We start from the raw sequence: 21844 nt of genomic DNA on the forward strand, positions 1-21844 counted from the left end.
GGCGTGGCGCGTCGTCGTCATCGGGCAGCGCCCGGCTCGCCCGGGTCGGCACCGTCCGGATCACCGCGGCGCGCGCGGCCGGGACGGACTCCCGGCGCCCGGCGCGGCCCCCGTCGGCCCGGCCGCCGTCGAGCACCTGCAACGCCGGCCGGAACGGGTCGCCGCCGGCCCGGGTGCCGCGCGGGGTACGCCGCTGCTCGGCGCCCCCGGCGGTCGGCCGGCCCGCCGCCTGGCGCTCCTCGCGGATGGTGCGCCCCCGAGGGGTGTACGCCCGCGCGTCGGAGATGCCCCCCACGCCGGGCTCGCCGGAGCGCGGCTCGCCCCGCCCGCCGGTGGCCCGCGACGAACCGCGCCGGGAGCCCGTGGCGTCCCGGCGCGGTTCCTCCGATCTCGGCGGCACCTCGCTCAGCCCCCCGCGCCCTGCTGGCTGGTGACCGAGGGCTGGCCGTTGGCCGGCTGCGGCACCCCGATCACCCGGCCGTCGGGCAGCCGGATGTACGCGGGCTCCTCGGCCTCGACCATGCCGAGCTTGCGGGCCGCGGCGGTCAGGTTGCCGGGCGCCTTCGCGTCGGCGATCTCCTTCTCCAGTTGCTGCTGGTCCGTGTCGAGCTTGGCCTGCTGCTGCTGGAGCCGCTCCAGCCGGAACGAGTTCTCGTTGATCTTGGTGTTGACCAGCAGGATGCCGAGCACCCCGCCGACGACCAGCACCAGGATCAGCGCCGCGAACGGCGCCCGTGGCACCGACACCGGCGGCGGCGGGGCGACCCGCAGCCGCGGCGACGGGCTCGCCGCGGGACGGGCCCGCTCGGCCGGACCGATCCGCTCCGCCGGGCCGACCTGCTCCGCGGGGCTGATCCGCTCCGCCGGGCGCAGCGCGGCGCTGCCGTTGGTCGGGAACTCGCGCGCCCCCCGGGCGCGAGTCTCCCCCTGCCGGTCCAGCCGGCCGGACCCCGTCACCGGAAGCCCGGCCCGCGTGGTCCGCTGCGCCGCGATCCGGCCCCCCGACCGCGGTGCGCGCTGCCCGACGCCGGTGTCCCGGCTGTCGCGCTTGTCAGCGTTCATCTTCTTCTTCCCTCCCCCTCTTCGTCCGTCCCTGCGCCGTCGGCCCCGGATCCGCCGATCCGGTCCCCGGTCGGTGCATCGCCCTGGCTCGCCGGCGGGGCCGTTCGCGGTCGGCCCGCCCCTGTCGCTCCGCTTCCGGGTCGACTCGTTCCGCGGCCCGCAGTCGCACCGAAGCGGCACGCGGGTTCGCGGCGACCTCCGCCTCCCCGGGCAGCTCCGCGCCCCGGCTGAGCAGCCGGAACGTCGGACCTGACCCGGGCAGTTCGACCGGGAGGTCGACCGGGCCCTTGCTGCGGACCCGGTCGGTGAGGGCGGCCTTGGTGAGCCTGTCCTCCAGCGAGTGGTAGGACAGGACCACCATGCGGCCACCCACGGTGAGCTTGTCGAGGGCGGCGGGCAGCGCCGTCTCCAGCGCCGCCAGCTCCCTGTTTACCTCGATCCGTAAAGCCTGAAACGTCCTCTTGGCCGGGTGCCCCCCGGTTCGGCGGGCCGGGGCGGGAATGCTCTCCCTGACCAGTTCCGCCAGCCGTGCCGACGAGGTGATCCGGGCCCGTTCCCGTTCCCGCAGGATCGCCGAGGCGATCCTGGGGGCGAACTTTTCCTCCCCGTAGACCCGCAGCACCCGGGCCAGGTCCGGGTGGGAGTAGGTGTTGACCACCTCCTCGGCGGTCACCCCCCGGGTCTGGTCCATCCGCATGTCCAGCGGCGCGTCCTGCGCGTAGGCGAACCCGCGGTCGGGCGCGTCCAACTGGAGCGAGGAGACGCCCAGGTCGAACAGGACACCGTCGATCGCCGGGTAGCCGAGCCGGCCCAGCACCTCGGGCAACTCGTCGTAGACGGCGTGTTCGAGATGGACCCGGTCGGCGAACCGGGCCAGCCGGACCCGCGCGTGGGCGAGGGCCTCGGTGTCCCGGTCCAGCCCGATCAGCACCGTACGCGGATGCCGTTCCAGCACCGCCTCGGCGTGACCGGCCAGGCCCAGCGTGGCGTCGACGTGAACGGTGCGGTCACCCCGGGCCAGCGCGGGGGCCAGCAACTCGAGACACCGCTCGAGCAGCACGGGCACATGCGTGCCACGAAGCTCCCCCATGTCGACCCCCACTGGTGTGAACCGTCCGTTTCTCTGCGCGCCTGCCGTCGCACGACGCCTCCGTCGTACCGCCAGATCCCCATCCGCTCCCGCCCACCGGAGGTTGCGCCTCCGAGGAGATCGTGCGCCTGGCACCGGGGAAGGGATGCCAGGAACTCGAAAGCGGCTGGAGATCTCGCAGTACGTCGGGCGTCGTCACGCCCTACAGACCGCCAGGCAGCACCCCCTCCTCGATGTCGGCGAAGTCGTCTTCGCTCTCGGCGAGGTAGCTTTCCCAGGCCGCCTTGTCCCAGACCTCCACCCGCGTGCTCGCGCCGATGACCACCAGGTCCCGGTCGAGCCCGGCGTACGCCCGCAGGTGGGCCGGGACGGTGACCCGGCCCTGCTTGTCCGGAACCTCGTCGTGCGCGCTGGCGAAGAAGACCCGGCTGTAGGCACGGGCCGCCTTGTTCGTCATGGGTTGCGCGCGCAACTGGTCGGCGATGCGCTGGAACTCGGGCATCGGGAAGACGTAGAGACAGCGATCCTGCCCTTTGGTGATCACGACACCCCCCGCCAGCCCATCCCGAAACTTCGCCGGAAGGATCAACCGGCCCTTTTCGTCCAGGCGCGGAGTGTGGGTGCCGAGGAACATCGGCCCAACCCCCTCGCCCTCGCAGCGGCGTTCGCGGCGCCGCTCCCCCCGGGCCGGTGGGGCCCTCCCGGCCTCACCATTGGTCCCCACTCTACTCCACTTCGCTCCACCCGCAACCAGAATCGCCCGCGCGGCGCGTCGCTCCCGAGCGCAAAACAGCACGTCAGAAGGGGTGGAGCGGAGTGGAGGGCCGGAGCGCCCCCGCTGCGGCGTCCACTACCCGACATAGATCGACTCCATCCGGTCGACCGGACTCCGGCCGTCCGCCCGACCGGCCCGACCGAACGGTTCGCCGTCGGCGGCGATCTGGTGGGGACGGCGGTCCGGTAACCTCGCTCGCGTGACGGACGCGAAGATGCCCCTGCGGGCAAAGGTGGCCAGCTCCGTGTCGCGGACCGCGGCGGCGCTGTCGCGGGCAGCGGGTCGTGGCGACGGTTCGGTGATCGGCGGCTGGATCGGCCTGAAGATCGACCCTGACCTGCTGGCCCACCTCTCGGCGGGGCGCGCCATCGCGCTGGTGTCCGGCACCAACGGCAAGACCACCACCACCCGGCTGACCACGGCGGCGGTCGGCGTCCTGGGCCGGGTGGCCACCAACTCCTTCGGCGCCAACATGCCCACCGGCCACACCTCGGCGCTGGCCAAGGCCGGCAGCACCCCGTACGCGGTGCTGGAGGTCGACGAGCACTACCTGGCCCAGGTCCTGGAGGCCACCGAGCCGCACGTGGTCGCGCTGCTCAACCTCTCCCGCGACCAGCTCGACCGGGCCAAGGAGGTCGCCATGATGGCGCAGCTCTGGCGCGCCGCGCTGGTCAACCACCCCGACGTACGGGTGATCGCCAACGCCGACGACCCGATGGTGGTGTGGGCCGCCACCCCGCCGGCCGACCCGGCCCGGGGCATCCGGCCGCCGCACGTCACCTGGTTCAGCGCCGGCCAGCGCTGGCACGACGACTCGTGGGTCTGCCCCGAGTGCGGGCACACCGTCCAGCGCTCCGGCGACCAGTGGTGGTGCAGCGGCTGCCCGCTGCGCCGGCCCCAGCCGCAGTGGGCGGTCGAGGACGACGGCGTGCTCGACCCCACCGGCGCCTGGCACAAGGTGATGCTCCAGCTCCCCGGCAAGGTCAACCTCGGCAACGCCGCCACCGCCCTCGCGGTCGCCGCCGAGTTCGGCGTACGCCCGGTCGACGCGGTCTCCCGGCTCGGCGCGGTCACCTCCGTCGCCGGCCGCTACGCGCAGGTGGAGCGGGACGGGCGCAACATCCGGCTGCTGCTGGCGAAGAACCCGGCGAGCTGGCTTGAGGCGTTCGACATGGCCGACGTCGCGCCGACCCTGCTCTCCATCAACGCCCGGGACCCCGACGGGCTGGACACCTCCTGGCTCTTCGACGTCGACTTCGCCCCGCTGCGTGGCCGGCAGGTGCTGATCACCGGCGACCGGGCGTACGACCTGGCGGTCCGCCTCGAGGTCAACGGCGTGCCGTTCCAGCACGTCCGGGCGTTCGGCGAGGCGGTCCGGGCGGTTCCGCCGGGCCGGCTGGAGGTCATCGCCAACTACACCGCCTTCCAGGACATCCGAGCGGAGCTGGACCGTGTCAACTGAGAGCCTGCGTATCGTCTGGATCTACCCCGACCTGCTGTCCACCTACGGCGACCGGGGCAACATGCTGATCCTGGCCCGCCGGGCCCAGCAGCGCGGCATGCCGGTGGAGGTGCTGGAGGTCCGCTCCGACCAGCGGCTGCCCGCCACCGCCGACATCTACCTCATCGGCGGCGGCGAGGACGGCCCGCAGGCGCTCGGCGCGCAGCGGCTGCGGGCCGACGGCGGCCTGCACCGGGCCGTCGCCCAGGGGTCGGTGGTGTTCGGCGTCTGCGCCGGATACCAACTCCTCGGCACCTCCTTCTTCGCCAAGGGCGTCCAGTGCGCCGGACTGGAGCTGCTCGACCTCTTTTCCGACCGGGGCCCGTCGCGGGCCGTTGGGGAACTGGCCGGCGACGTCGACCCCCGGCTCGGGGTGCCGGCCCTCACCGGATTCGAGAACCACGGCGGCCGGACCCACCTCGGGCCGGGCGTGTCTCCGCTGGCCCGGGTCACCGCCGGGGTCGGCAACGACGGCGCGACCGAGGGCGCGTGGCGGGGCAAGCTGCTCGGCACGTACTCGCACGGCCCGGCCCTGGCCCGCAACCCCGCCCTGGCCGACCTGCTGCTGCGCTGGGCGACCGGCGCGCACCAGCTTCCGCCGCTGGACGACACCTGGGCCGAACGGCTCCGCGCCGAGCGCCGCGCCGCGGTGGCCGCCGCCCGGGCATGATCCCGGCCCGGCCGGCGGCTGTTGCGGCCCGCCCGCGCATGACGCCGGCCGCCCGGCTGCTCCCGGCCGCCCGGCTGCTGCTGCGGCAGCCGTCGGCACGCCGGTTCGCCCTGCTGCTGCTCCTGCTCGCCGGGTTCGCGGCGCTGCTACCGGTGCTCCCCCGGCCCGAGGTCGCGGCGCTGCCCCGGCTCGCCGACGGCCTCGGCGGGTACGCCCCGGTCGTCGCGATCCTCGGCGGGGCGCTGCTGCTGGTCGCCCTGGTCCCGCGCACCTTCGTCACGCTCGCCCTCGGCGCGATCTTCGGCCCCCTCGAAGGCGCGGCGTACGCGCTCGGCGCGGCGCTGCTGGCCGCCGCGCTCGGCTTCGCCGTCGGCCGGGCGCTGGGCCGCGAGTTCGTGGCCGAGCGGGTCCGCGGCCGGCTCGCCCGCCTCGACGGCTGGTTCACCAGGCAGAGCGTGCTGGGGGTGGCCACGGTCCGGCTGCTGCCGATCTCCGGCTACGGGCTGGTCAGCTACGGCTACGGCACCACCGGCGCCCGGGTGCTGCCGTTCCTCGCCGGCAGCGTCCTCGCCTCGGCCCCCACGGCGTTCGGCTACGCGGCGCTCGGCGCGGCGGCCAGCTCCCCCGGCGACGTCAACTGGTACGCCGCCGCCCCTGCGAGCCTGGGCCTGATCGCCAGCGCGGCCCTGCTGTACCGCTGGTGGCGCGCGGAACGCCACCACCGCCGCACCACCGCCTCCACCCGCCGATCTTGCAGTCACGGCCCCGACACTTCGTCCTGAAGGGACGAACCGAGGGCCGAAACCGCACGATCGCGGGGGGTGTGTGAGGGCGGGTGGTCGGGTAATGCCGTGCGCCCTGACCTGCCCCGCGCCGGACGGTGGGCGCTCGCCGCGCGGCCGGGTGGTAGGCGTGCGGGTGTTAGGCGTGCGGGTGTTAGGAAGGGGCCCCTGCTCTACCAGGAACGTCAACAGGGGCCCCTCCTTACCCGTCACGCGACGACCGACACCATGCGGCCCTTCACCACGATGACCTTGCGGGGCTCCTTGCCGGCCAGCGCGCCGGCCACCGCCTCCAGGGCCGCCGTCCGCACGTCGTCCTCGGACGCGTCGGCGGCGACCTCGATCCGGCCGCGCACCTTGCCGTTGATCTGCACCGGGTACGTCACCGTCTCGGCGAGCAGCAGGGCCGAGTCGGCGACCGGGAAGTCCGCGTACGCCAGCGAGGTGTCGTGGCCCAGCCGTCGCCACAGCTCCTCGGCGACGTGCGGGGCGAACGGGGCCAGCATCAGCACCAGCGGCTCGGCCACCTCACGCGGGGTGGCCGGCAGCCGGGTCAGCGCGTTGGTCAGCTCGATCAGCTTGGCGATCGCGGTGTTGAACCGAATCCCCTCCATGTCGCCCCGGACCCCGTCGATCACCTTGTGCAGCAGCCGCCGGGTCGCGGGGTCGGCCGGGTCGTCGGTGACCCGCGCCGCACCGGTCTGCTCGTCGACGACCGCCCGCCAGACCCGTTGCAGGAACCGGTACGACCCGACGACCGCCCGGGTCTCCCACGGGCGGGACACCTCCAGCGGGCCCATCGACATCTCGTACACCCGGAAGGTGTCCGCGCCGTACGCCGCGCACATGTCGTCGGGGGTCACCACGTTCTTCAGCGACTTGCCCATCTTGCCGTACTCCCGGCGCACCTCCTCCTCGCCCAGGAACCAGGTGCCGTCGCGCTCGACGACCTCCTCGGCCTGCACGTAGGAGCCCCGGGCGTCGGTGTACGCGTACGCCTGGATCATGCCCTGGTTGAACAGCTTGCGGAACGGCTCGAACGACGACACGTGACCCAGGTCGTACAGCACCTTGTGCCAGAAGCGGGCGTACAGCAGGTGCAGCACGGCGTGCTCGGCCCCGCCGACGTACAGGTCGGTACCGCCGCAGTCGCCCTCGGCGCGCGGGCCCATCCAGTACCGCTCGTTGTCGGCGTCGACGAACCGGTCGGCGTTGGTCGGGTCCAGGTAGCGCAGCTCGTACCAGCAGGAGCCGGCCCACTGCGGCATCACGTTGGTCTCCCGGGTGTACCGCTTCGGCCCGTCGCCCAGGTCCAGCTCGACCTCGACCCAGTCGCGGCGGCGCGACAGCGGGGTCTCCGGGTCGCTGTCGGCGTCGTCGGGGTCGAACGTCTTCGGGGAGAAGTCGTCGACCTCGGGCAGCTCGACCGGCAGCATCTCCTCCGGCAGTGCGATCGCCGCCCCGGTGGAGTCGTACACGATCGGGAACGGCTCGCCCCAGTAGCGCTGGCGGGAGAACAGCCAGTCGCGCAGCCGGTAGGTGGTCGCGCCCGTGCCGTGGCCGTTGGCCTCCAGCCACGCGATGATCGCCGCCTTGGCGTCGGCGACCCCCAGGCCGTTCAGGTCCAGGCCGCGCTCGGGCGCGGCGCTGTTGATCGCCGGGCCGTCCCCGGTGTACGCCTTGCCGTCGAACCCGTCGGCCGGCTGCACGGTACGCACGATCGGCAGCTCGAACACCTCGGCGAACGCCCAGTCCCGCTCGTCCTGCGCCGGCACCGCCATGATCGCGCCGGTGCCGTAGCCGGCCAGCACGTAGTCGGCGATGAAGATCGGGATCTGCCCGCCGGTGACCGGGTTGGTGGCGTAGGCGCCGACGAAGACGCCGGTCTTGTCCTTCGCGTCGGCCTGCCGCTCCACATCGGTCTTGGCCGCCGCCGCCTTCCGGTACGCCTCGACGGCCGCCCGGGGGCTGGCGTGCCCCCCGGTCCAGGCGTCCCGCGTCCCCTCCGGCCAGGCGGCCGGCACCAGCGCGTCGACCAACTCGTGCTCGGGGGCCAGCACCACGTAGGTGGCCCCGAAGATCGTGTCCGGGCGGGTCGTGAACACTCGCACGGGGCCCTGGCCGGTGGCGAAGTCGATGTACGCACCGGTCGACCGCCCGATCCAGTTGCGCTGCATCAGCTTGATCGGCTCGGGCCAGTCCAGGGTGTCCAGGTCGTCCAGCAGCCGGTCCCCGTACGCGGTGATTCGCATCATCCACTGCTTCAGGTTCCGCTTGAACACCGGGAAGTTGCCCCGGTCGGAGCGGCCGTCGGCGGTGACCTCCTCGTTGGCCAGCACGGTGCCCAGCCCCGGGCACCAGTTCACCGGCGCCTGCGACACGTACGCCAGCCGGTGGTCGTCGACGATCGCCCGCTGCTCGGCGACGCTCAGCTCGGCCCACGGCCGACCGTCCGGGGTGGGTCGGGTGCCGCCGGCGAACTCGGCGATCAGCTCGGCGACCGGCCGGGCCCGGCGCGCGTCCGCGTCGTACCAGGAGTTGAAGACCTGCAGGAAGATCCACTGGGTCCAGCGGTAGAAGCCGGTGTCGATGGTGGCCACCGAGCGGCGGTCGTCGTGGGCCAGCCCCAGCCGGCGCAGCTGCGTCTTGTAGCGGGCGATGTTCTGCTCGGTCGTGGTCCTGGGGTGGGTTCCGGTCTGCACCGCGTACTGCTCGGCGGGCAGGCCGAACGCGTCGAAGCCCATCGCGTGCAGCACGTTGCGGCCGGCCATCCGCTGGTAGCGGGCGAAGCAGTCGGTCCCGATGTAGCCCAGCGGGTGCCCGACGTGCAGGCCCGCCCCCGACGGGTACGGGAACATGTCCAGCACGTACAGCTTCTCCGCGCCCGCCCGGGGGTGGTCGGGGTCGGCCAGCGGCCCGGCGGGGTTCGGAGCGTGGAAAGTCCCCTCCCGATCCCAGGTGTCCTGCCAGCGCTGCTCGATCTCCTCGGCCAGTGCCGCGGTGTACCGGTACGGGGGGATGTCGCCCGCCGTCGCTGCCTCACTCATCGTCTCTCCTCGTTCGCTTCGTCTCGGCATCGCCGGGCCGGGCCGGCGGTCTCGGCATCGCCCGGCCGGGCCGGCGGAGGGCACAAAAAAGCCCCTCGCGCACGAGGGGCCGCCGTGCTGTCACGCGTCAGCGCATCAGCACGGCCCGGTAAGAAGCAGGAAGACTCCGGCCATGTCGGTGAGTGTACCCCTCCGGTCCGCCGCGCACGCGGCCCACCGCCCCAGGCGGGAGGGCGGACCGTTCCCCTTTCACGCTACGTGATCATCTGTTTCCCCCGTCGGGCGAATATTCCGGGCGTAACCGACTGACTTGCTGCGGGGTTCGGCGATCACGACAAACATGGTTAGCCTGAGAGGCCAGTGAGATTTCTGCGGCAGACGAGGCTCTCCCGTCGCGAACCCAACGGCGGGTCCAGGTGCTCTTAACAGAGCTGCCGTTGTGGTGACGAGGAGGAGGCCCGTGACACAACAGACCTGGGACGAGGTGGGCGGTCTGCTGCCGCACGACGAGTTCCGCGCCGCCAGCGAGGCCATCGTGGCCAACATCGAGCAGGTCATCGAAGGCAAGACGGCCACCGTCCGGCTCGCCTTGGCCGTCCTGCTCGCCGAGGGGCACCTTCTCATCGAGGACGTTCCCGGCGTCGGCAAGACCAAGCTGGCGAAGGCCCTCGCCCGGTCCATCGACTGTTCGGTACGACGCATCCAGTTCACCCCCGACCTGCTGCCCAGCGACGTCACCGGGGTCAGTGTCTACAATCAGGAGACGCACGACTTCGAGTTCCGCCCCGGCGCGGTCTTCGCCAACCTGGTCGTCGGCGACGAGATCAACCGGGCCTCGCCGAAGACCCAGTCCGCCCTGCTGGAGTGCATGGAGGAGCGGCAGGTCACCGTCGACGGGGTCACCTACCAGCTACAGACCCCGTTCATGGTGATCGCCACCCAGAACCCGATCGAGATGGAGGGGACGTACCCGCTGCCCGAGGCGCAGCGCGACCGGTTCACCGCCCGCATCGCGATGGGATACCCGGGGCCGGAGGCCGAGCTGGCCATGCTGGACGGGCACGGTGCCGCCGACCCGTTGCAGGAGCTGCGGCCGGTTTCCGACGCCGAGACCGTGCGCCGGCTCATCGCCACCGTCCGCGAGGTGCACGTCGCCGACGCCGTGAAGCAGTACGCGGTGGACCTGGTCACCGCCACCCGGGAGGCCCCCGACCTGCGGCTGGGCGCGTCCCCCCGGGCCACCCTCCAGCTTCTGCGCACCGCCCGCGCCGTCGCCGCCCTGGAGGGGCGCGACTATGTCCTCCCCGACGACCTCCAGGCGCTCGCGGTGCCGGTGCTCGCCCACCGGATCATCCCGACCGCCGACGCCCAGCTCGCCCGGCGCACCACCGACGCGATCGTCGCCGAGCTGGTGCACCGGCTTCCGCTGCCGCACGACCGCCAGCGCTCGCCGTACAACACCCGCTCCGCCCCCGACGGCAACGGCCGCGCCCCGTACGAGCCGCGGAGGCGGTGACCGTGCGCGACGGGCTCCGAGGCCTGACCACCCGCGGTCGCTCGTTTCTGGCCGCCGCCCTCGCCGCGGCCGTCTCCGCCGTCATCCTCGGCGAAAAGGACCTGCTCCGGGTGGCCGTGCTGCTCGCCGTCCTGCCGCTGCTCGCCGCCGCGTACGTGGGGCGCAGCCGGTACAAGCTGGCCTGCCACCGTTCGCTGGAGCCGCACCGGGTGCCGGTCGGGGCCAGTTCCCGGGTGGTGCTGCGGCTACAGAACATGTCCCGCCTGCCCACCGGCACGCTGCTGCTGGAGGACCGGCTGCCGTACGCCCTGGGCAGCCGGCCCCGCGTGGTGCTGGAGCGGCTCGGCGCGCACCAGGCCAGCTCGGTGGCGTACACGGTCCGCGCGGACGTGCGCGGCCGGTACGAGGTGGGTCCGCTGGTGGTCCGGCTCACCGACCCGTTCGGGCTGTGCGAGCTGAGCCGGTCGTTCCCCAGCGTCGACCGGCTCACGGTGATCCCGCAGGTCACCCCGCTGCCCTCGGTCCGGCTCCCCGGCGAGTACGCGGGCAGCGGCTCCAGCCGCGCCCGGTCGGTGGCGGTGCACGGCGAGGATGACGCGGCGACCCGGGAGTACCGGATGGGCGACGACCTGCGCCGGGTGCACTGGAAGTCGACCGCCCGCACCGGCGAGCTGATGGTCCGCCGCGAGGAGCAGCCCTGGGAGAGCCGGGCGACCGTGGTGCTGGACACCCGCGGTTACGGCCACCACGGCGACGGGCCGACCGCGAGCTTCGAGTGGGCGGTCTCCGCGGCGGCCAGCATCGCGGTGCACCTGCGCCAGGCCGGGTACAAGCTGCGCCTGGTCACCGGCGACGGCGCGGACGTCGACGCGACCGAGGGCGCCGGGGACGGGCTGCTGCTCGACCAGCTCGCCGAGGTCCGCCTCGACCCGCGCGGCGACATCACCACGCTGGTGCAGCAGGTGCGGCAGCGCGGTGACGGCGGCCTGATCATCGGCCTGTTCGGCACGGTGAGCACCGCCGAGGCGAAACTGCTCGCCGGCCTGCGGGGCAACGGCGCGACCTGCGTCGGCTTCCTGCTGGACAGCTCCACCTGGCTCCATCTCCCGCCCCGGGCCCGGGCGGAGGCCGACCACGCGCACGGCGCCGCCGCGCTCGCCCTGTTGCAGAGCGGGTGGCGGGTCGTCGGGGTCGACCACGGGGCCCGGCTGCCCGCGCTGTGGCCGCAGGCCGGCCGGGGCTCGCAGGGGTTCGCCCTGCGGGCTGCGCTGGCCGAGACCGTGGCCGGGGGCGTCAAGTGACGATCCGCCGTGTCGGGCGTACCCGCGTGCCCGGCCCGGCGGGCAGATGACCGGAAGGGTGCTTTCGTGACCGCGACCCGCAACCTCGGCTTCGTGGCCGCCGCCGCGACCCTGCTGGCGGCGGCCCCGCTGTCGGCCATCTTCGAGCGCTGGACCTGGCTCATCCAGGCGGCCATCGCGGTTACGGTGATCGCCGGGATGGCCGCGCTGACCCGGCTGGTCCGGGCCCCGCTGTGGGGGCAGGTGCTGGGCATGCTCGGCGGGCTGACGCTCGCGCTGGCCTGGCTCTTTCCCGCCGGCACCGAGCTGGTGGCGTTCCTGCCGACCCCGGGCACCTTCGCCCACTTCGCCGAGCTGCTCAGCGCGTCGATGGTGGACATGCGCTCGTACGGGGTGAAGGTGCCCGACACCGACCCGCTGCTGTTCGTCACCGTGCTCGGCGTCGGCGGAGTGGCGGTGGTGGTGGACGCCCTCGCCGTCGGCCTGCGCCGTCCCGCGCTGGCCGGCCTGCCGATGCTGGCCGTCTACTCGGTGCCCGTCGCCGTCTACGTCGACAGCGTCCCCGCCGTGCCGTTCGTGATCGGTGCCGCCGGCTACCTGTGGCTGCTGGTCACCGACAACGTCGACCGGGTACGCCGGTTCGGCCGCCGGTTCACCGGCGACGGCCGCGACGTCGACGTGTGGGAGGCCTCGCCGCTGGCCGCCGCCGGGCGGCGGCTCGCCGTGGTCGGGGTGGTGCTGGCGGTGGCGCTGCCGCTGGCGGTGCCGGGGATGACCGGCGGCCTGCTCAACGCCGTGGGGGCCGGCACCGGCAGCGGCAGCGGCACCGGGCAGGGCGGTAACCCGGGCCGCATCGACCTCTTCGCGTCGCTGAGCGGCCAGCTCAACCAGTCCGAGGTCTACCAGATGGTCACGGTCACCACCAACGAGCCAAACCCGTTCTACCTGCGCTACGGGGTCGCCGACGAGCTGCGGCCCGACGGCTTCCGGGTGCGCAACCCGACCGGCCGGCCCGTCACCCGGGCCCTGCCCGACCCGACCCAACGGGCCGCGGAGGGCCTCGAACAACGGCAGTACCGGGCCACCGTGGAGATTTCGAAGAATCTCAACATGCCGCTGCTGCCGGCCTACGCCGAGCCGGTGCGCACCGAGGAACTCAACGCCAACTGGCTCTACGACCCGAACCAACAGGTGCTCTTCTCCAACCGGGAGAACTCGCGCGGCAAGCGCTACTCGTTCGGCTACGTCCGGTCGACGTACACCCCGACGGCGCTGCGGCGGGCCCCGTCGCTGCCGTCGGACCACCCGATCCGGCTACAGCAGACCGTCACCCCGCCGGTCGAGCAGGTCGACACCCTGGTCGCCGGCCTCGTCCGGGGCCGCAGCACCGACTACGACAAGGTGCGGGCGATCTACGACCACTTCTCCGCGGACAACGGTTTCACCTACAGCCTGACCACGAAGGGTGGCACCAGCGGTCAGGACATCGTCGACTTCCTGAACAACAAGGCCGGCTTCTGCCAGCAGTACGCGGCGGCGATGGCGTGGCTGGTCCGGTCTGCCGGCATCCCGGCCCGGGTGGCGTTCGGCTTCACCAACGGCACCGGCCGCACGGACGAAGGATACGTGCTGACCAACCGCAACCTGCACGCCTGGACCGAGGTCTACTTCGACGGGATGGGCTGGGTGCCCTTCGACGCCACCCCGGCGTACGGGGTGCAGGGCTCGACCCGCTCGGCCTGGGCCCCGGACACCGACCAGCCGGAGCCGGGGGCCACCGAGCCGGGCGCCCCGGCCGCCCCCGACGACTCGGAGCCGGTGCCGAACGCCGCCGACCAGGACGCCGCCGACCAGGACACCGACGCCGGCCTGGCGGTCGGGGTGGACGGTCCCGCCCGGCAGGCCCCCGTCTGGCCCTGGTGGACGGCCGGCGCGCTGGCACTGCTGGCCCTGCTCGCCGTGCCGGCGCTGCGCCGGATGGCGCTGCGCCGCCGGCGGGGCGCCGGCACGGCGGTGGCCACCGCGCCGGCCACGGCGGACGCCGGCGCGGGCCCCGACGGCGACCCCACCCAGTCCGTCGTCGTGGTGGTGGACCCTGATCGGGCGCGGGCGGACGCGCACGCCGCCTGGGAGGAACTGCTCGACACCCTCGTCGACTACCGGGTCCGGATGGACCGGACGGAGACGCCGAGGGCGACCGCCGAGCGCCTGGTCGCCGACGCCGTCGGCGAGGACGGCTCCGCCGCCACGGCGGTACGGATGCTCGGTCGGGCCGAGGAACTGGCCCGGTACGCCCGCGCCCCGCTCACCGGCGGGGAGCTGCACCTGGCGCTGCGCGCCGTTCGTGGCGCGCTCGCCGGCCAGGCGGACCGCCGGACCCGGATCCTGGCCGCGTTGCTGCCGCCGTCGGTGCTGCTGCGCTGGCGGACGGCGCTGGGCAACACGTCCTCCCGGCTGGTGGCCACGGCGGGCGACGCCCGGTACCGGCTGCTGCGCTGGAGCCCACGCCGCCTGCTGGCCACCCGCACCGGCCGCTGACCCCGACGCCGACGCCCCGGGCGTAGGGCTGGCCGGACGCAGGCTGGCCGGACGGCGAGCGCCGCCGAGATCACGCTCGATCGTGGTTGGAGTGGTCTCCCGGGCGGGCCTGAGGTCACTGCAACCGAGATCGAGCGCGACCCTGGGACGGCACGCACCGGGGCGCTGGCCCGGTGCGGGCACGGGGCCGCGGCCACGAACACGGGCAACGGCGCGTCGGAACGGCCGGCGCCGGGGCGGCACGCGGGCGCGACAGGCGCGGAGGGGGCCCGCACGGCACCGGCGCGGGCAGGAAGCAGCGGCCCGCCGTCGACGGGCCGAGTAGCGCGGCCCCGCTGGGCCAGCGGGGCCGTGGGTCAGCGGCGGGGCCGGGTCAGCGGTGCCCCTCCGGGCGCTGCCGCCACCGGTCCTCCATCCGGTCCAGGAACGACGACCGCCGGCCGGACCGCCCGCGCGGACGGCGACGGCTGCTGGTCGTCGTTCCCCCGACCACGTGCAGGTCGGGGGACTGGGCCTTGCGGTGCGACTGCACCGCGTACGCCGCCGAACCCAGCATGATGACGAAACCCACCACCGCGAGCGGTGGGGTCTTGATCACCGCACCGTAGACCAGTAGAGCTAGGCCAACGATGATCGCGCCGGCAGCGACGAGCAGACGACGCCGCGCGTGGAAGCGCGGATCGCTGGCGCGCACAGCCGAGGCGAATTTGGGGTCCTCGGCAAGCGACCGCTCGATCTGCTCGAACAGCCGCTGCTCGTGCTCCGAGAGCGGCACGGCACTCCTCCCCGGTCACGTTGGTCGGTCCGGTCGGACCGACAGACCGTGGCAGCCAACCGGCTGCTTACCGTCAAGTCTACGAGGGGGCTCGCGCGTCGGAAAGCGGGACGACCTATGGGCGGGGCGGATTTTCGTTTCGTCCGGAGTCGCGACGGCCGAGCAGGCTCGCCGGACCTATGACGGACCGCCCGAATCGGGCGGCGGCGGCGTCCGCCACGGCCTCCGCCTCCCGCCAGCCGCGTTCGGGCGCGCCGAGCGTCAGCTGCTGTGGCGTCTGGCCTGCCGGGGCGAGCCCCTCCATCCGCACCCCGACGAGGCGAATCCGGTCACTGGGGTCGAGGGCGGTGTAGAGGGCCCACGCCGTGTCGAACGTCTCCCGCGCGGTGTCGGTCGCCACGTCGAGGGTGCGGGAGCGGTTGACGGTGCGGAAGTCGGCCGTCCGCACCTTGATCGACACGGTCCGGCCGACCTGGCCGGCCCGGCGCAGCCGGGCGCCGACCTTCTCGGCGAGGGCGAGCAGGGCCCGGCGGATCTCCAGCGGGTCGGCCACGTCGGCGTCGAAGGTCACCTCGGCGCCGATCGACTTCTCCACCTGCTCGGGGGTGACCCGACGCGGGTCCCGCCCCTGGGCCAGTTCGTGCAGGTGGGCCGCGGCCGCCTCGCCGAGCGCCTTGCGAAGCATGCCGTACGGGGCCTCGGCCAGGTCACCGATGGTGGCCAGCCCGAGCCGGCGCAGCGTCTCGGCGGAGCGCTCCCCCACGCCCCACAGGGCGTCGACCGGCAGCGGGCGCAGGAAGTCGAGCACCCGGTCGGCCGGCACCACGAGCAGCCCGTCGGGTTTGGCCCGGGTGGAGCCGAGCTTCGCCACGAACTTGCTCGGCGCGACCCCCACCGAGCAGGTCAGGCCCTGCTCGTCGGCGACCCGGGCGCGGATGCTCCGGGCGATCCGGGCCGGCGGGCCGAACAGCCGACGCGCGCCGGCCACGTCGAGGAACGCCTCGTCGAGCGAGAGCGGCTCGACCAGTGGGGTGACGTCCCGGAAGATCTGCATCACGGCCCGGGAGGCGGCGGTGTACTGCGCGAAGTCGGGCGGCAGGTAGACCGCGTGCGGGCACAGCGACCGGGCGCGCATGATCGGCATGGCGCTGCGGATGCCGTACCGTCGGGCCTCGTAGCTGGCGGAGCTGACCACGCCACGCGGGCCGATTCCGCCGACCACGACGGGCCGACCCCGCAGCTCAGGTCGGCGGCGCACCTCGACCGAGGCGTAGAAGGCGTCCATGTCGACGTGCAGGATCGGGCTGCCGGAGTCGTCGCCGTCGGGCCCGAAGCGCGGGTCGCCACCGCGCGGCAACGACTGACTGCGGCCCATTCCGGCAGGCTAGCCCCCGGGTACGACACGCCGGCTGGCCCGGGGTCGCCCCAGCCGTCGCACCACCAGCCTCAGCCGCGCACCACGAGCAGCGGAATGGTCATCTCGGCGGCGGTATCCGACCCGTGGTACGCCACCAGGCGGGCGTCGACCGGGTGCTCCGAGCGGGTGGCGACCACAGCGGACGTGCCCCGGCAGACCACCACCACGTCGCCGATCCGGCCCAGGTGCGCCTCGGGCACCGGCCCGAACCAGCCGGTGGCCACCGCCTCGTCCCGGCGCAGCACCCGGGCCGCGCCGCCGAGCACGGCCGACCAGGTGGCCACCACGTCGTCGGCCGCGCCCGGCGCGACGTGCAGATAGCGGACCCGGGGTTCCCCGGCGAGAACCCGCACCCCGGCCCGCAGCCGGGGATCGGCGTCGAAGTCGACCCGGTCGGCCTGCGGCACGTCGAGCTGGCCGTGATCGGCGGTGACCAGCAGCGCGGCGTCCGGCGGCAGCCCGTCGACCAGCCGGGCGAGCAACGTGTCCACCACGGTCGCGGCGGTCCGCCACGGGCCCGAGCCGACGCCGGTGAGGTGACCGTGCCGGTCCAGGTCGGGGTGGTAGCCGGAGACCAGGGTCGGCCCGGCCCCGGCGCGCAGCGCGGCGAGCATCGCGGTGGCCAGCGCGGCGGCGTCGGCGGCGCCCCGGTAGTCGGCGCCCCGGTTGGCGGCCAGGGTGAGCCCGCTGCCGGCGTACTCGGGGCGACTCACCACGGTCACCGCGACCCCGGCGGCGCGGGCGCGTTCGAGCTGGGTGGGGACCGGTTGCCAGCGCAGCGGCTCCGGGTCGCCGGTCCACTCGATGTGGCTGAGCACCCGGTCGGTGTCGGGCACCCGCACCCGGAACCCCAGCACCCCGTGCGCGCCGGGCGCGGCCCCGGTGCCCAGCGTCACCAGGCTGGTCGGGGTGGTGGAGGGGAAGCCACAGGTGAGCGGTCGGCCGACGGTCGCGGCCAGCCCGGCCAGGGTCGGCGCGTGCGGGGCGGCGGTGGGGATCTGGTACCAGCCGAGGCCGTCGACGAGCAGCACCGCGACCCCCCGTACCCCGGCGAGCGCGGGTGTCAGGCCGAGCAGGTCGACGGCCCCGGGCACGCCGAGCACCGCCAGGGCGCTGGGCAGCACGTCGGCCAGGCTAGCGCCGCCGTAGCGGGGCGACACCGGGGCCAGCGGATCGGCGGGCCCGCGCGGGGGCGGCACGGCGGGCCCGTGGGAGGGCACGGCGGTCATGCCGGCCGGCGGGCGAAGAGGTGCAGCTGGGCGGCGAGATCCCGGTACGGCAGCCGGGCGGCCAGGGCCCGCTCCAGCTCGACCACGGCGGCCTGCTGGCCGTCCGCGACGGCGGCGGGGAGCAGGTCGGCCAGGACGCGTACCCCGTGGATCTCCTCCACCGTGAGGCCGCCGGCGGCCAGCAGCGCGGCGGCGCGGTCGGCGGCGTAGCGTCGGCGCAGGGTGTCGCGGGGGCCGGCGGTGCCGGCCGGGTCGGCGGCCAGGGTGGCGGCCAGGTCGAGGTGGCCGTTCATCGCCCGACCGAGCACCGCGGCGGCCTGCCCGGCCACCAGGACGCTCGCCGCGCCGCCCGGGCGCAGCGCGGTGACCAGCGCGGCCACGACCGGCGCGGGGTCGTCGACGACCTCCAGCACCGAGTGGCAGAGCACCAGGTCGACGCTGGCCGGCTCGACCAGCCCGGCGAGCGCGTCGCCGTCGCCCTGCACGGCGCGTACCCGGTCGGCGACGGCGGCCTCGGCGGCCCGGCGGGTGAGCGCGGCGAGCGCGTCGGGGCTGGCGTCGACCACGGTGACCAGGTGCCCGGCCTGCGCCAGGGGCACGGCGAAGCCGCCCGTTCCGCCGCCGACATCGAGGACGGTGAGCCGGTCGCCGGCGCGGCGTTCCAGCTCGGCGCGGAGCACCGACCAGATGACGGCGGTACGGGGGGTCAACGGCGGGCTGGTGAACCGGGCACTGGTCTGCTCCACACGGTCGAGCCTAGTCAGCCCCGGCGGTGTCAACAGGGGCCCCCTGCTCTATCGAAAGCGTCGACAGGGACCCCTCCTCGCACCTCAGCGGAAGTCGCGGGAGGCCGGGGCGACCGGCGGCTCGATCGGGTCGAGCCGGTCGGCGATTAGGTTGGTCACCCCCTCGTGCCGCTGCAACCGGCCGCGCACCACCAGCGCGGCGCTGGTGCGCGCCACCCTCCGGTAGCGCTGCCACAGCCCCGGCGAACAGGTGACGTTGAGCATCCCGGTCTCGTCCTCCAGGTTGAGGAAGGTGGCCCCGCCCGCGGTGGCCGGCCGCTGCCGGTGGGTGACGATCCCGCCGACCCGGATCCGCCGACCCGGATCCACCCGCCCCAGCCGGGCGATCGGCACCGCGCCGAGGGCGTCGAGCCGCTCACGGAGGAACCGGGCCGGATGGCTCTCCGGCGACAGGCCGGTCGCCCAGACGTCGGCGACGAGGCGGTCCACCGCCTCCATCCCGGGCAGGGTCGGCGCGGTCGTGCCGGTCACCGTGCCCGGCAGCCGGCCCGGCCGGTCCTGGGCCGCCGCCCCGGCGGCCCAGAGGGCCTGCCGCCGGGTGAGCCCGAAGCAGGCGAAGGCGTCCGCGGTGGCCAGCGCCTCCAGCTGCGCGGCCGCCAGACCCACGCGCCGGGCCAGGTCCGCCATGTCCCGGTACGGCCCGCGCGCCGCCCGCTCCGCCTCGATCCGCTCGGCCACGCCGTCACCGAGGGTACGCACGCCGCCCAGCCCAAGCCGCACGGCCGGCCCGCCCAGCCCCCAGGCGTGCGGCGGCTCGCCGGGCGCGCTGCCCCACCGGGTGTCCGGGGTGGACTCCAGGACGGCCTTCGCGCCGCTGGCGTTGACGTCGGGGCGGCGCACCTCGACGCCGTGCCGCCGGGCGTCGTCGACCAGGGTCTGCGGCGAGTAGAAGCCCATCGGCTGGGCGCCCAGCAGCGCGGCCAAAAACGGGGCCGGGTGGTAGCGCTTGAGCCAGGAGCTGGCGTACACCAGGTAGGCGAAGCTCATCGCGTGGCTCTCCGGGAAGCCGTAGCTGGCGAACGCGGTGAGCTTGCGGTAGACGTCGTCGGCCAGCTCGCCGGTGATGCCCCGCTCGGCCATCCCGGCGTAGAGCCGGTCGGCGACCCGCGCCATCCGCTGCACCGACCGCTTGGCGCCCATCGCCCGGCGGAGCTGGTCGGCCCCGGCCGCGTCGAAGCCGGCCAGGTCGATGGCGAGCTGCATGAGCTGCTCCTGGAACAGCGGCACGCCGAGGGTCTTCTCCAGCGCGTTGCGCATCAGCGGGTGCGGGTACGTCACCGGCTCCTGACCGTTGCGGCGCCGGATGTACGGGTGCACCGAGCCGCCCTGGATCGGGCCGGGCCGGATCAGCGCCACCTCCACCACCAGGTCGTAGAACTCGCGGGGCTTGAGCCGGGGCAGGGTGGCCATCTGGGCGCGGCTCTCCACCTGGAACACCCCGACCGAGTCGGCCCGGCAGAGCATGTCGTAGACCTCGGGGTCGTCCAGCGTCATGTCGCCCAGGTCGAGGATCGTCCCGATCATGTCGTAGCCGTAGTGCAGGGCCGAGAGCATGCCGAGGCCGAGCAGGTCGAACTTCACCAGCCCGACGGCGGCGCAGTCGTCCTTGTCCCACTGGAGCACGCTGCGGCCGGGCATCCGCCCCCACTCCACCGGGCAGACCTCGATCACCGGGCGGTCGCAGATCACCATCCCGCCGGAGTGGATGCCCAGGTGCCTCGGGAACGTCTGGAGCTGATCGGCGTACGCGACGACCTGCTCGGGGATGTCCTCGGCGTCGACGGAGGCGACCGAACCCCAGCGGTCGATCTGCCTGCTCCAGGCGTCCTGCTGGCCGGGCGAGAAGCCGAACGCCTTCGCCACGTCCCGCACCGCCGAACGCGGCCGGTACGAGACGACGTTGGCGACCTGGGCGGCGTGCTCCCGGCCGTACCGGGCGTAGACGTGCTGGATCACCTCCTCCCGGCGGTCGGACTCGATGTCCACGTCGATGTCGGGGGGCCCGTCGCGCTCCGGGGCGAGGAACCGCTCGAACAGCAGCCGATGCTGGACGGCGTCGACGTTGGTGATCCGCAACGCGTAGCAGACCGCCGAGTTGGCCGCCGACCCCCGGCCCTGGCAGTAGATGTCCGCCCGGCGGCAGAACGCGACGATGTCGTACACCACCAGGAAGTAGCCGGGGAAGCCCAGCTCGTCGATCATCCGCAGCTCGTGGTCGAGCTGCCGGTACGCCTCCGGGTGCGCCTCGGGCGGCCCGTACCGCTCCCGGGCCCCGGCCATGGTGAGCACGCGCAGCCAACTCATCTCGGTGTGCCCGGCCGGCACCGGGTAAACCGGCAGCTTCGGCGCGACGAGCTGAAGGTCGAACGCCAGCTCCGCGCCGAACTCGGCGGCCCGCGCCACCGCCTGAGGGTACGCGCCGAACCGGGCCGCCATCTCCGCCCCGCCGCGCAGGTGGGCGGTACCGGCGGCGGGCAGCCAGCCGTCGATCTCGTCGAGACTGCGCCGGGCCCGCACCGCGGCCAGGGTGGTGGCCAACCGGCGGCGGCCCGGGGTGGCGTAGTGCACGTTGTTCGTGGCCACCGTGGGCAGCCCGACGGCGGCGGCCAGCTCGGCCAGCGCGTCGTTGCGGTCGCCGTCGACCGGGTGCCCGTGGTCGGTCAGCTCCACCGCCACCGTCTCCGCGCCGAACAGCGCGGTGAGCCGGTCCAGCTCCCGGGCCGCCGCGTCGACGCCCCCGGTGAGCAGCGCGGCCGGCACGTGCCCCTTGCGGCAGCCGGTGAGCACCAGCACATGGTCGCGCAGCTCGGCGGCGACCTCCTCCAGCTCCCCGTAGTCCGGGCGGCCCTTCTGGCCGCCGCGAAGCTGGGCGCGGGCGATGGTGGCGGCGAGCCGCGCGTACCCCTCGTGGCCGTGGGCGAGCACCAGCAGGTGCGCGCCGTGCGGGTCCGGCTCGCCGTTCTGCGGGCCGGGCAGGCCGAGGGAGAGCTCCGCGCCGAAGACCGTCGGCAGGTGCAGCGCGCGGGCCGCCTCGGCGAAGCGCACCACGCCGTAGAAGCCGTCGTGGTCGGTGACGGCGAGCGCGGTGAGCCCGAGCCGGGCCGCCTCCTCGGCCAGTTCCTCGGGGTGGCTGGCCCCGTCGAGGAAGCTGAAGTTGCTGTGCGCGTGCAACTCGGCGTACGGCACCGCGCCGCCGCCGGCACCGACGCCGGGCCGGGGCTGCTCCGGTGGCGCGTACCGGCCCCGGCTGCGACTCCAGGCGGGCCCGTCGCCCCCGTCGGCGTCGACGGCGAGGGGATCCACCACGGGCGGTTCCACGGCCCGCAGGTGCCGAC

The 21844-nt window shown here is 74.5% G+C and carries 14 protein-coding genes and 2 pseudogenes; 6 read left to right on the forward strand and 10 right to left on the reverse strand.

What is annotated here, in order from left to right:
• The 4 genes and pseudogenes from E1258_RS13905 to mraZ all read right to left on the reverse strand — a co-directional run.
• Positions 1-400: pseudogene (locus E1258_RS13905) on the reverse strand (penicillin-binding protein 2); the annotation flags it as partial.
• Between the two features lie 5 nt (positions 401-405).
• Complete coding sequence (locus E1258_RS13910; protein ID WP_132400496.1) at positions 406-1062, reverse strand: hypothetical protein; 657 nt, start codon at positions 1060-1062, stop codon at positions 406-408.
• A pseudogene (gene rsmH, locus E1258_RS13915) lies at positions 1059-2152 on the reverse strand (16S rRNA (cytosine(1402)-N(4))-methyltransferase RsmH). The gene E1258_RS13910 and the pseudogene rsmH overlap by 4 nt, the downstream one beginning before the upstream one ends.
• Positions 2153-2354: 202 nt before the next feature.
• The gene (gene mraZ, locus E1258_RS13920; protein WP_007072171.1) at positions 2355-2786 is read right to left on the reverse strand and encodes a division/cell wall cluster transcriptional repressor MraZ; all 432 of its coding nucleotides are present in this window, start codon (positions 2784-2786) and stop codon (positions 2355-2357) included.
• Between the two features lie 355 nt (positions 2787-3141).
• Between mraZ and E1258_RS13925 the strand changes: the two genes are divergently transcribed.
• Genes E1258_RS13925 through E1258_RS13935 form a run of 3 tightly spaced genes read left to right on the forward strand, consistent with a single transcriptional unit; the run spans position 3142 to position 5880 of the window.
• On the forward strand, positions 3142-4389 hold the full coding sequence (locus tag E1258_RS13925) for a MurT ligase domain-containing protein (protein ID WP_132400526.1): 1248 nt from the start codon (positions 3142-3144) through the stop codon (positions 4387-4389).
• Positions 4379-5098, forward strand: coding sequence for a type 1 glutamine amidotransferase (locus E1258_RS13930; RefSeq protein ID WP_132400502.1), 720 nt, complete (start codon positions 4379-4381; stop codon positions 5096-5098). Before E1258_RS13925 ends, E1258_RS13930 begins: the two co-directional genes overlap by 11 nt.
• Before the next feature lie 38 nt (positions 5099-5136).
• Complete coding sequence (locus tag E1258_RS13935; RefSeq protein ID WP_243715437.1) at positions 5137-5880, forward strand: TVP38/TMEM64 family protein; 744 nt, start codon at positions 5137-5139, stop codon at positions 5878-5880.
• 209 nt (positions 5881-6089) lie between these two features.
• On the opposite strand, the gene leuS is transcribed toward E1258_RS13935, so the two are convergent.
• Entirely contained in the window at positions 6090-8927 is a 2838-nt protein-coding gene (gene leuS / locus E1258_RS13940; RefSeq protein WP_132400508.1) for a leucine--tRNA ligase, read from the reverse strand.
• A gap of 460 nt (positions 8928-9387) precedes the next feature.
• Between leuS and E1258_RS13945 the strand changes: the two genes are divergently transcribed.
• From E1258_RS13945 to E1258_RS13955, 3 genes are all read left to right on the forward strand, one after another.
• Complete coding sequence (locus E1258_RS13945) at positions 9388-10443, forward strand: MoxR family ATPase (protein WP_007072176.1); 1056 nt, start codon at positions 9388-9390, stop codon at positions 10441-10443.
• A gap of 2 nt (positions 10444-10445) precedes the next feature.
• Positions 10446-11744, forward strand: coding sequence for a DUF58 domain-containing protein (locus tag E1258_RS13950; RefSeq protein ID WP_132400511.1), 1299 nt, complete (start codon positions 10446-10448; stop codon positions 11742-11744).
• A 66-nt stretch (positions 11745-11810) separates the two neighbouring features.
• Positions 11811-14282, forward strand: a complete 2472-nt coding sequence (locus tag E1258_RS13955; RefSeq protein ID WP_132400514.1) for a DUF3488 and transglutaminase-like domain-containing protein — start codon at positions 11811-11813, stop codon at positions 14280-14282.
• 373 nt (positions 14283-14655) lie between these two features.
• On the opposite strand, the gene E1258_RS13960 is transcribed toward E1258_RS13955, so the two are convergent.
• The 5 genes from E1258_RS13960 to E1258_RS13980 all read right to left on the reverse strand — a co-directional run bounded on the left by E1258_RS13960 (position 14656) and on the right by E1258_RS13980 (position 21836).
• Positions 14656-15057 carry a DUF3040 domain-containing protein gene (locus E1258_RS13960; protein ID WP_007072179.1) on the reverse strand — a complete coding sequence of 134 codons (402 nt, stop codon included), beginning with the start codon at positions 15055-15057 and terminating at the stop codon, positions 14656-14658.
• Between the two features lie 115 nt (positions 15058-15172).
• Complete coding sequence (locus E1258_RS13965) at positions 15173-16432, reverse strand: DNA polymerase IV (RefSeq protein ID WP_132400517.1); 1260 nt, start codon at positions 16430-16432, stop codon at positions 15173-15175.
• A gap of 71 nt (positions 16433-16503) precedes the next feature.
• Complete coding sequence (locus E1258_RS13970; protein WP_132400520.1) at positions 16504-17703, reverse strand: alkaline phosphatase family protein; 1200 nt, start codon at positions 17701-17703, stop codon at positions 16504-16506.
• On the reverse strand, positions 17700-18467 hold the full coding sequence (locus E1258_RS13975; RefSeq protein ID WP_132400529.1) for a bifunctional 2-polyprenyl-6-hydroxyphenol methylase/3-demethylubiquinol 3-O-methyltransferase UbiG: 768 nt from the start codon (positions 18465-18467) through the stop codon (positions 17700-17702). Before E1258_RS13975 ends, E1258_RS13970 begins: the two co-directional genes overlap by 4 nt.
• A 66-nt stretch (positions 18468-18533) precedes the next feature.
• On the reverse strand, positions 18534-21836 hold the full coding sequence (locus tag E1258_RS13980) for an error-prone DNA polymerase (protein ID WP_165949760.1): 3303 nt from the start codon (positions 21834-21836) through the stop codon (positions 18534-18536).
• Between the last annotated feature and the right edge of the window lie 8 nt (positions 21837-21844).

It is taken from the genome of Micromonospora sp. KC207, assembly GCF_004348615.1.
GTDB lineage: Bacteria > Actinomycetota > Actinomycetes > Mycobacteriales > Micromonosporaceae > Micromonospora.

Excerpts from the sequence above, each read along its gene's own strand:
- E1258_RS13910 (WP_132400496.1), bottom strand. The coding sequence starts at position 1,062 with ATGAACGCTGACAAGCGCGACAGCCGGGACACCGGCGTCGGGCAGCGC.
- mraZ (WP_007072171.1), bottom strand. The coding sequence starts at position 2,786 with ATGTTCCTCGGCACCCACACTCCGCGCCTGGACGAAAAGGGCCGGTTG.
- E1258_RS13925 (WP_132400526.1), top strand. The coding sequence starts at position 3,142 with ATGCCCCTGCGGGCAAAGGTGGCCAGCTCCGTGTCGCGGACCGCGGCG.
- E1258_RS13935 (WP_243715437.1), top strand. The coding sequence starts at position 5,137 with ATGACGCCGGCCGCCCGGCTGCTCCCGGCCGCCCGGCTGCTGCTGCGG.
- leuS (WP_132400508.1), bottom strand. The coding sequence starts at position 8,927 with ATGAGTGAGGCAGCGACGGCGGGCGACATCCCCCCGTACCGGTACACC.
- E1258_RS13965 (WP_132400517.1), bottom strand. The coding sequence starts at position 16,432 with ATGGGCCGCAGTCAGTCGTTGCCGCGCGGTGGCGACCCGCGCTTCGGG.
- E1258_RS13970 (WP_132400520.1), bottom strand. The coding sequence starts at position 17,703 with ATGACCGCCGTGCCCTCCCACGGGCCCGCCGTGCCGCCCCCGCGCGGG.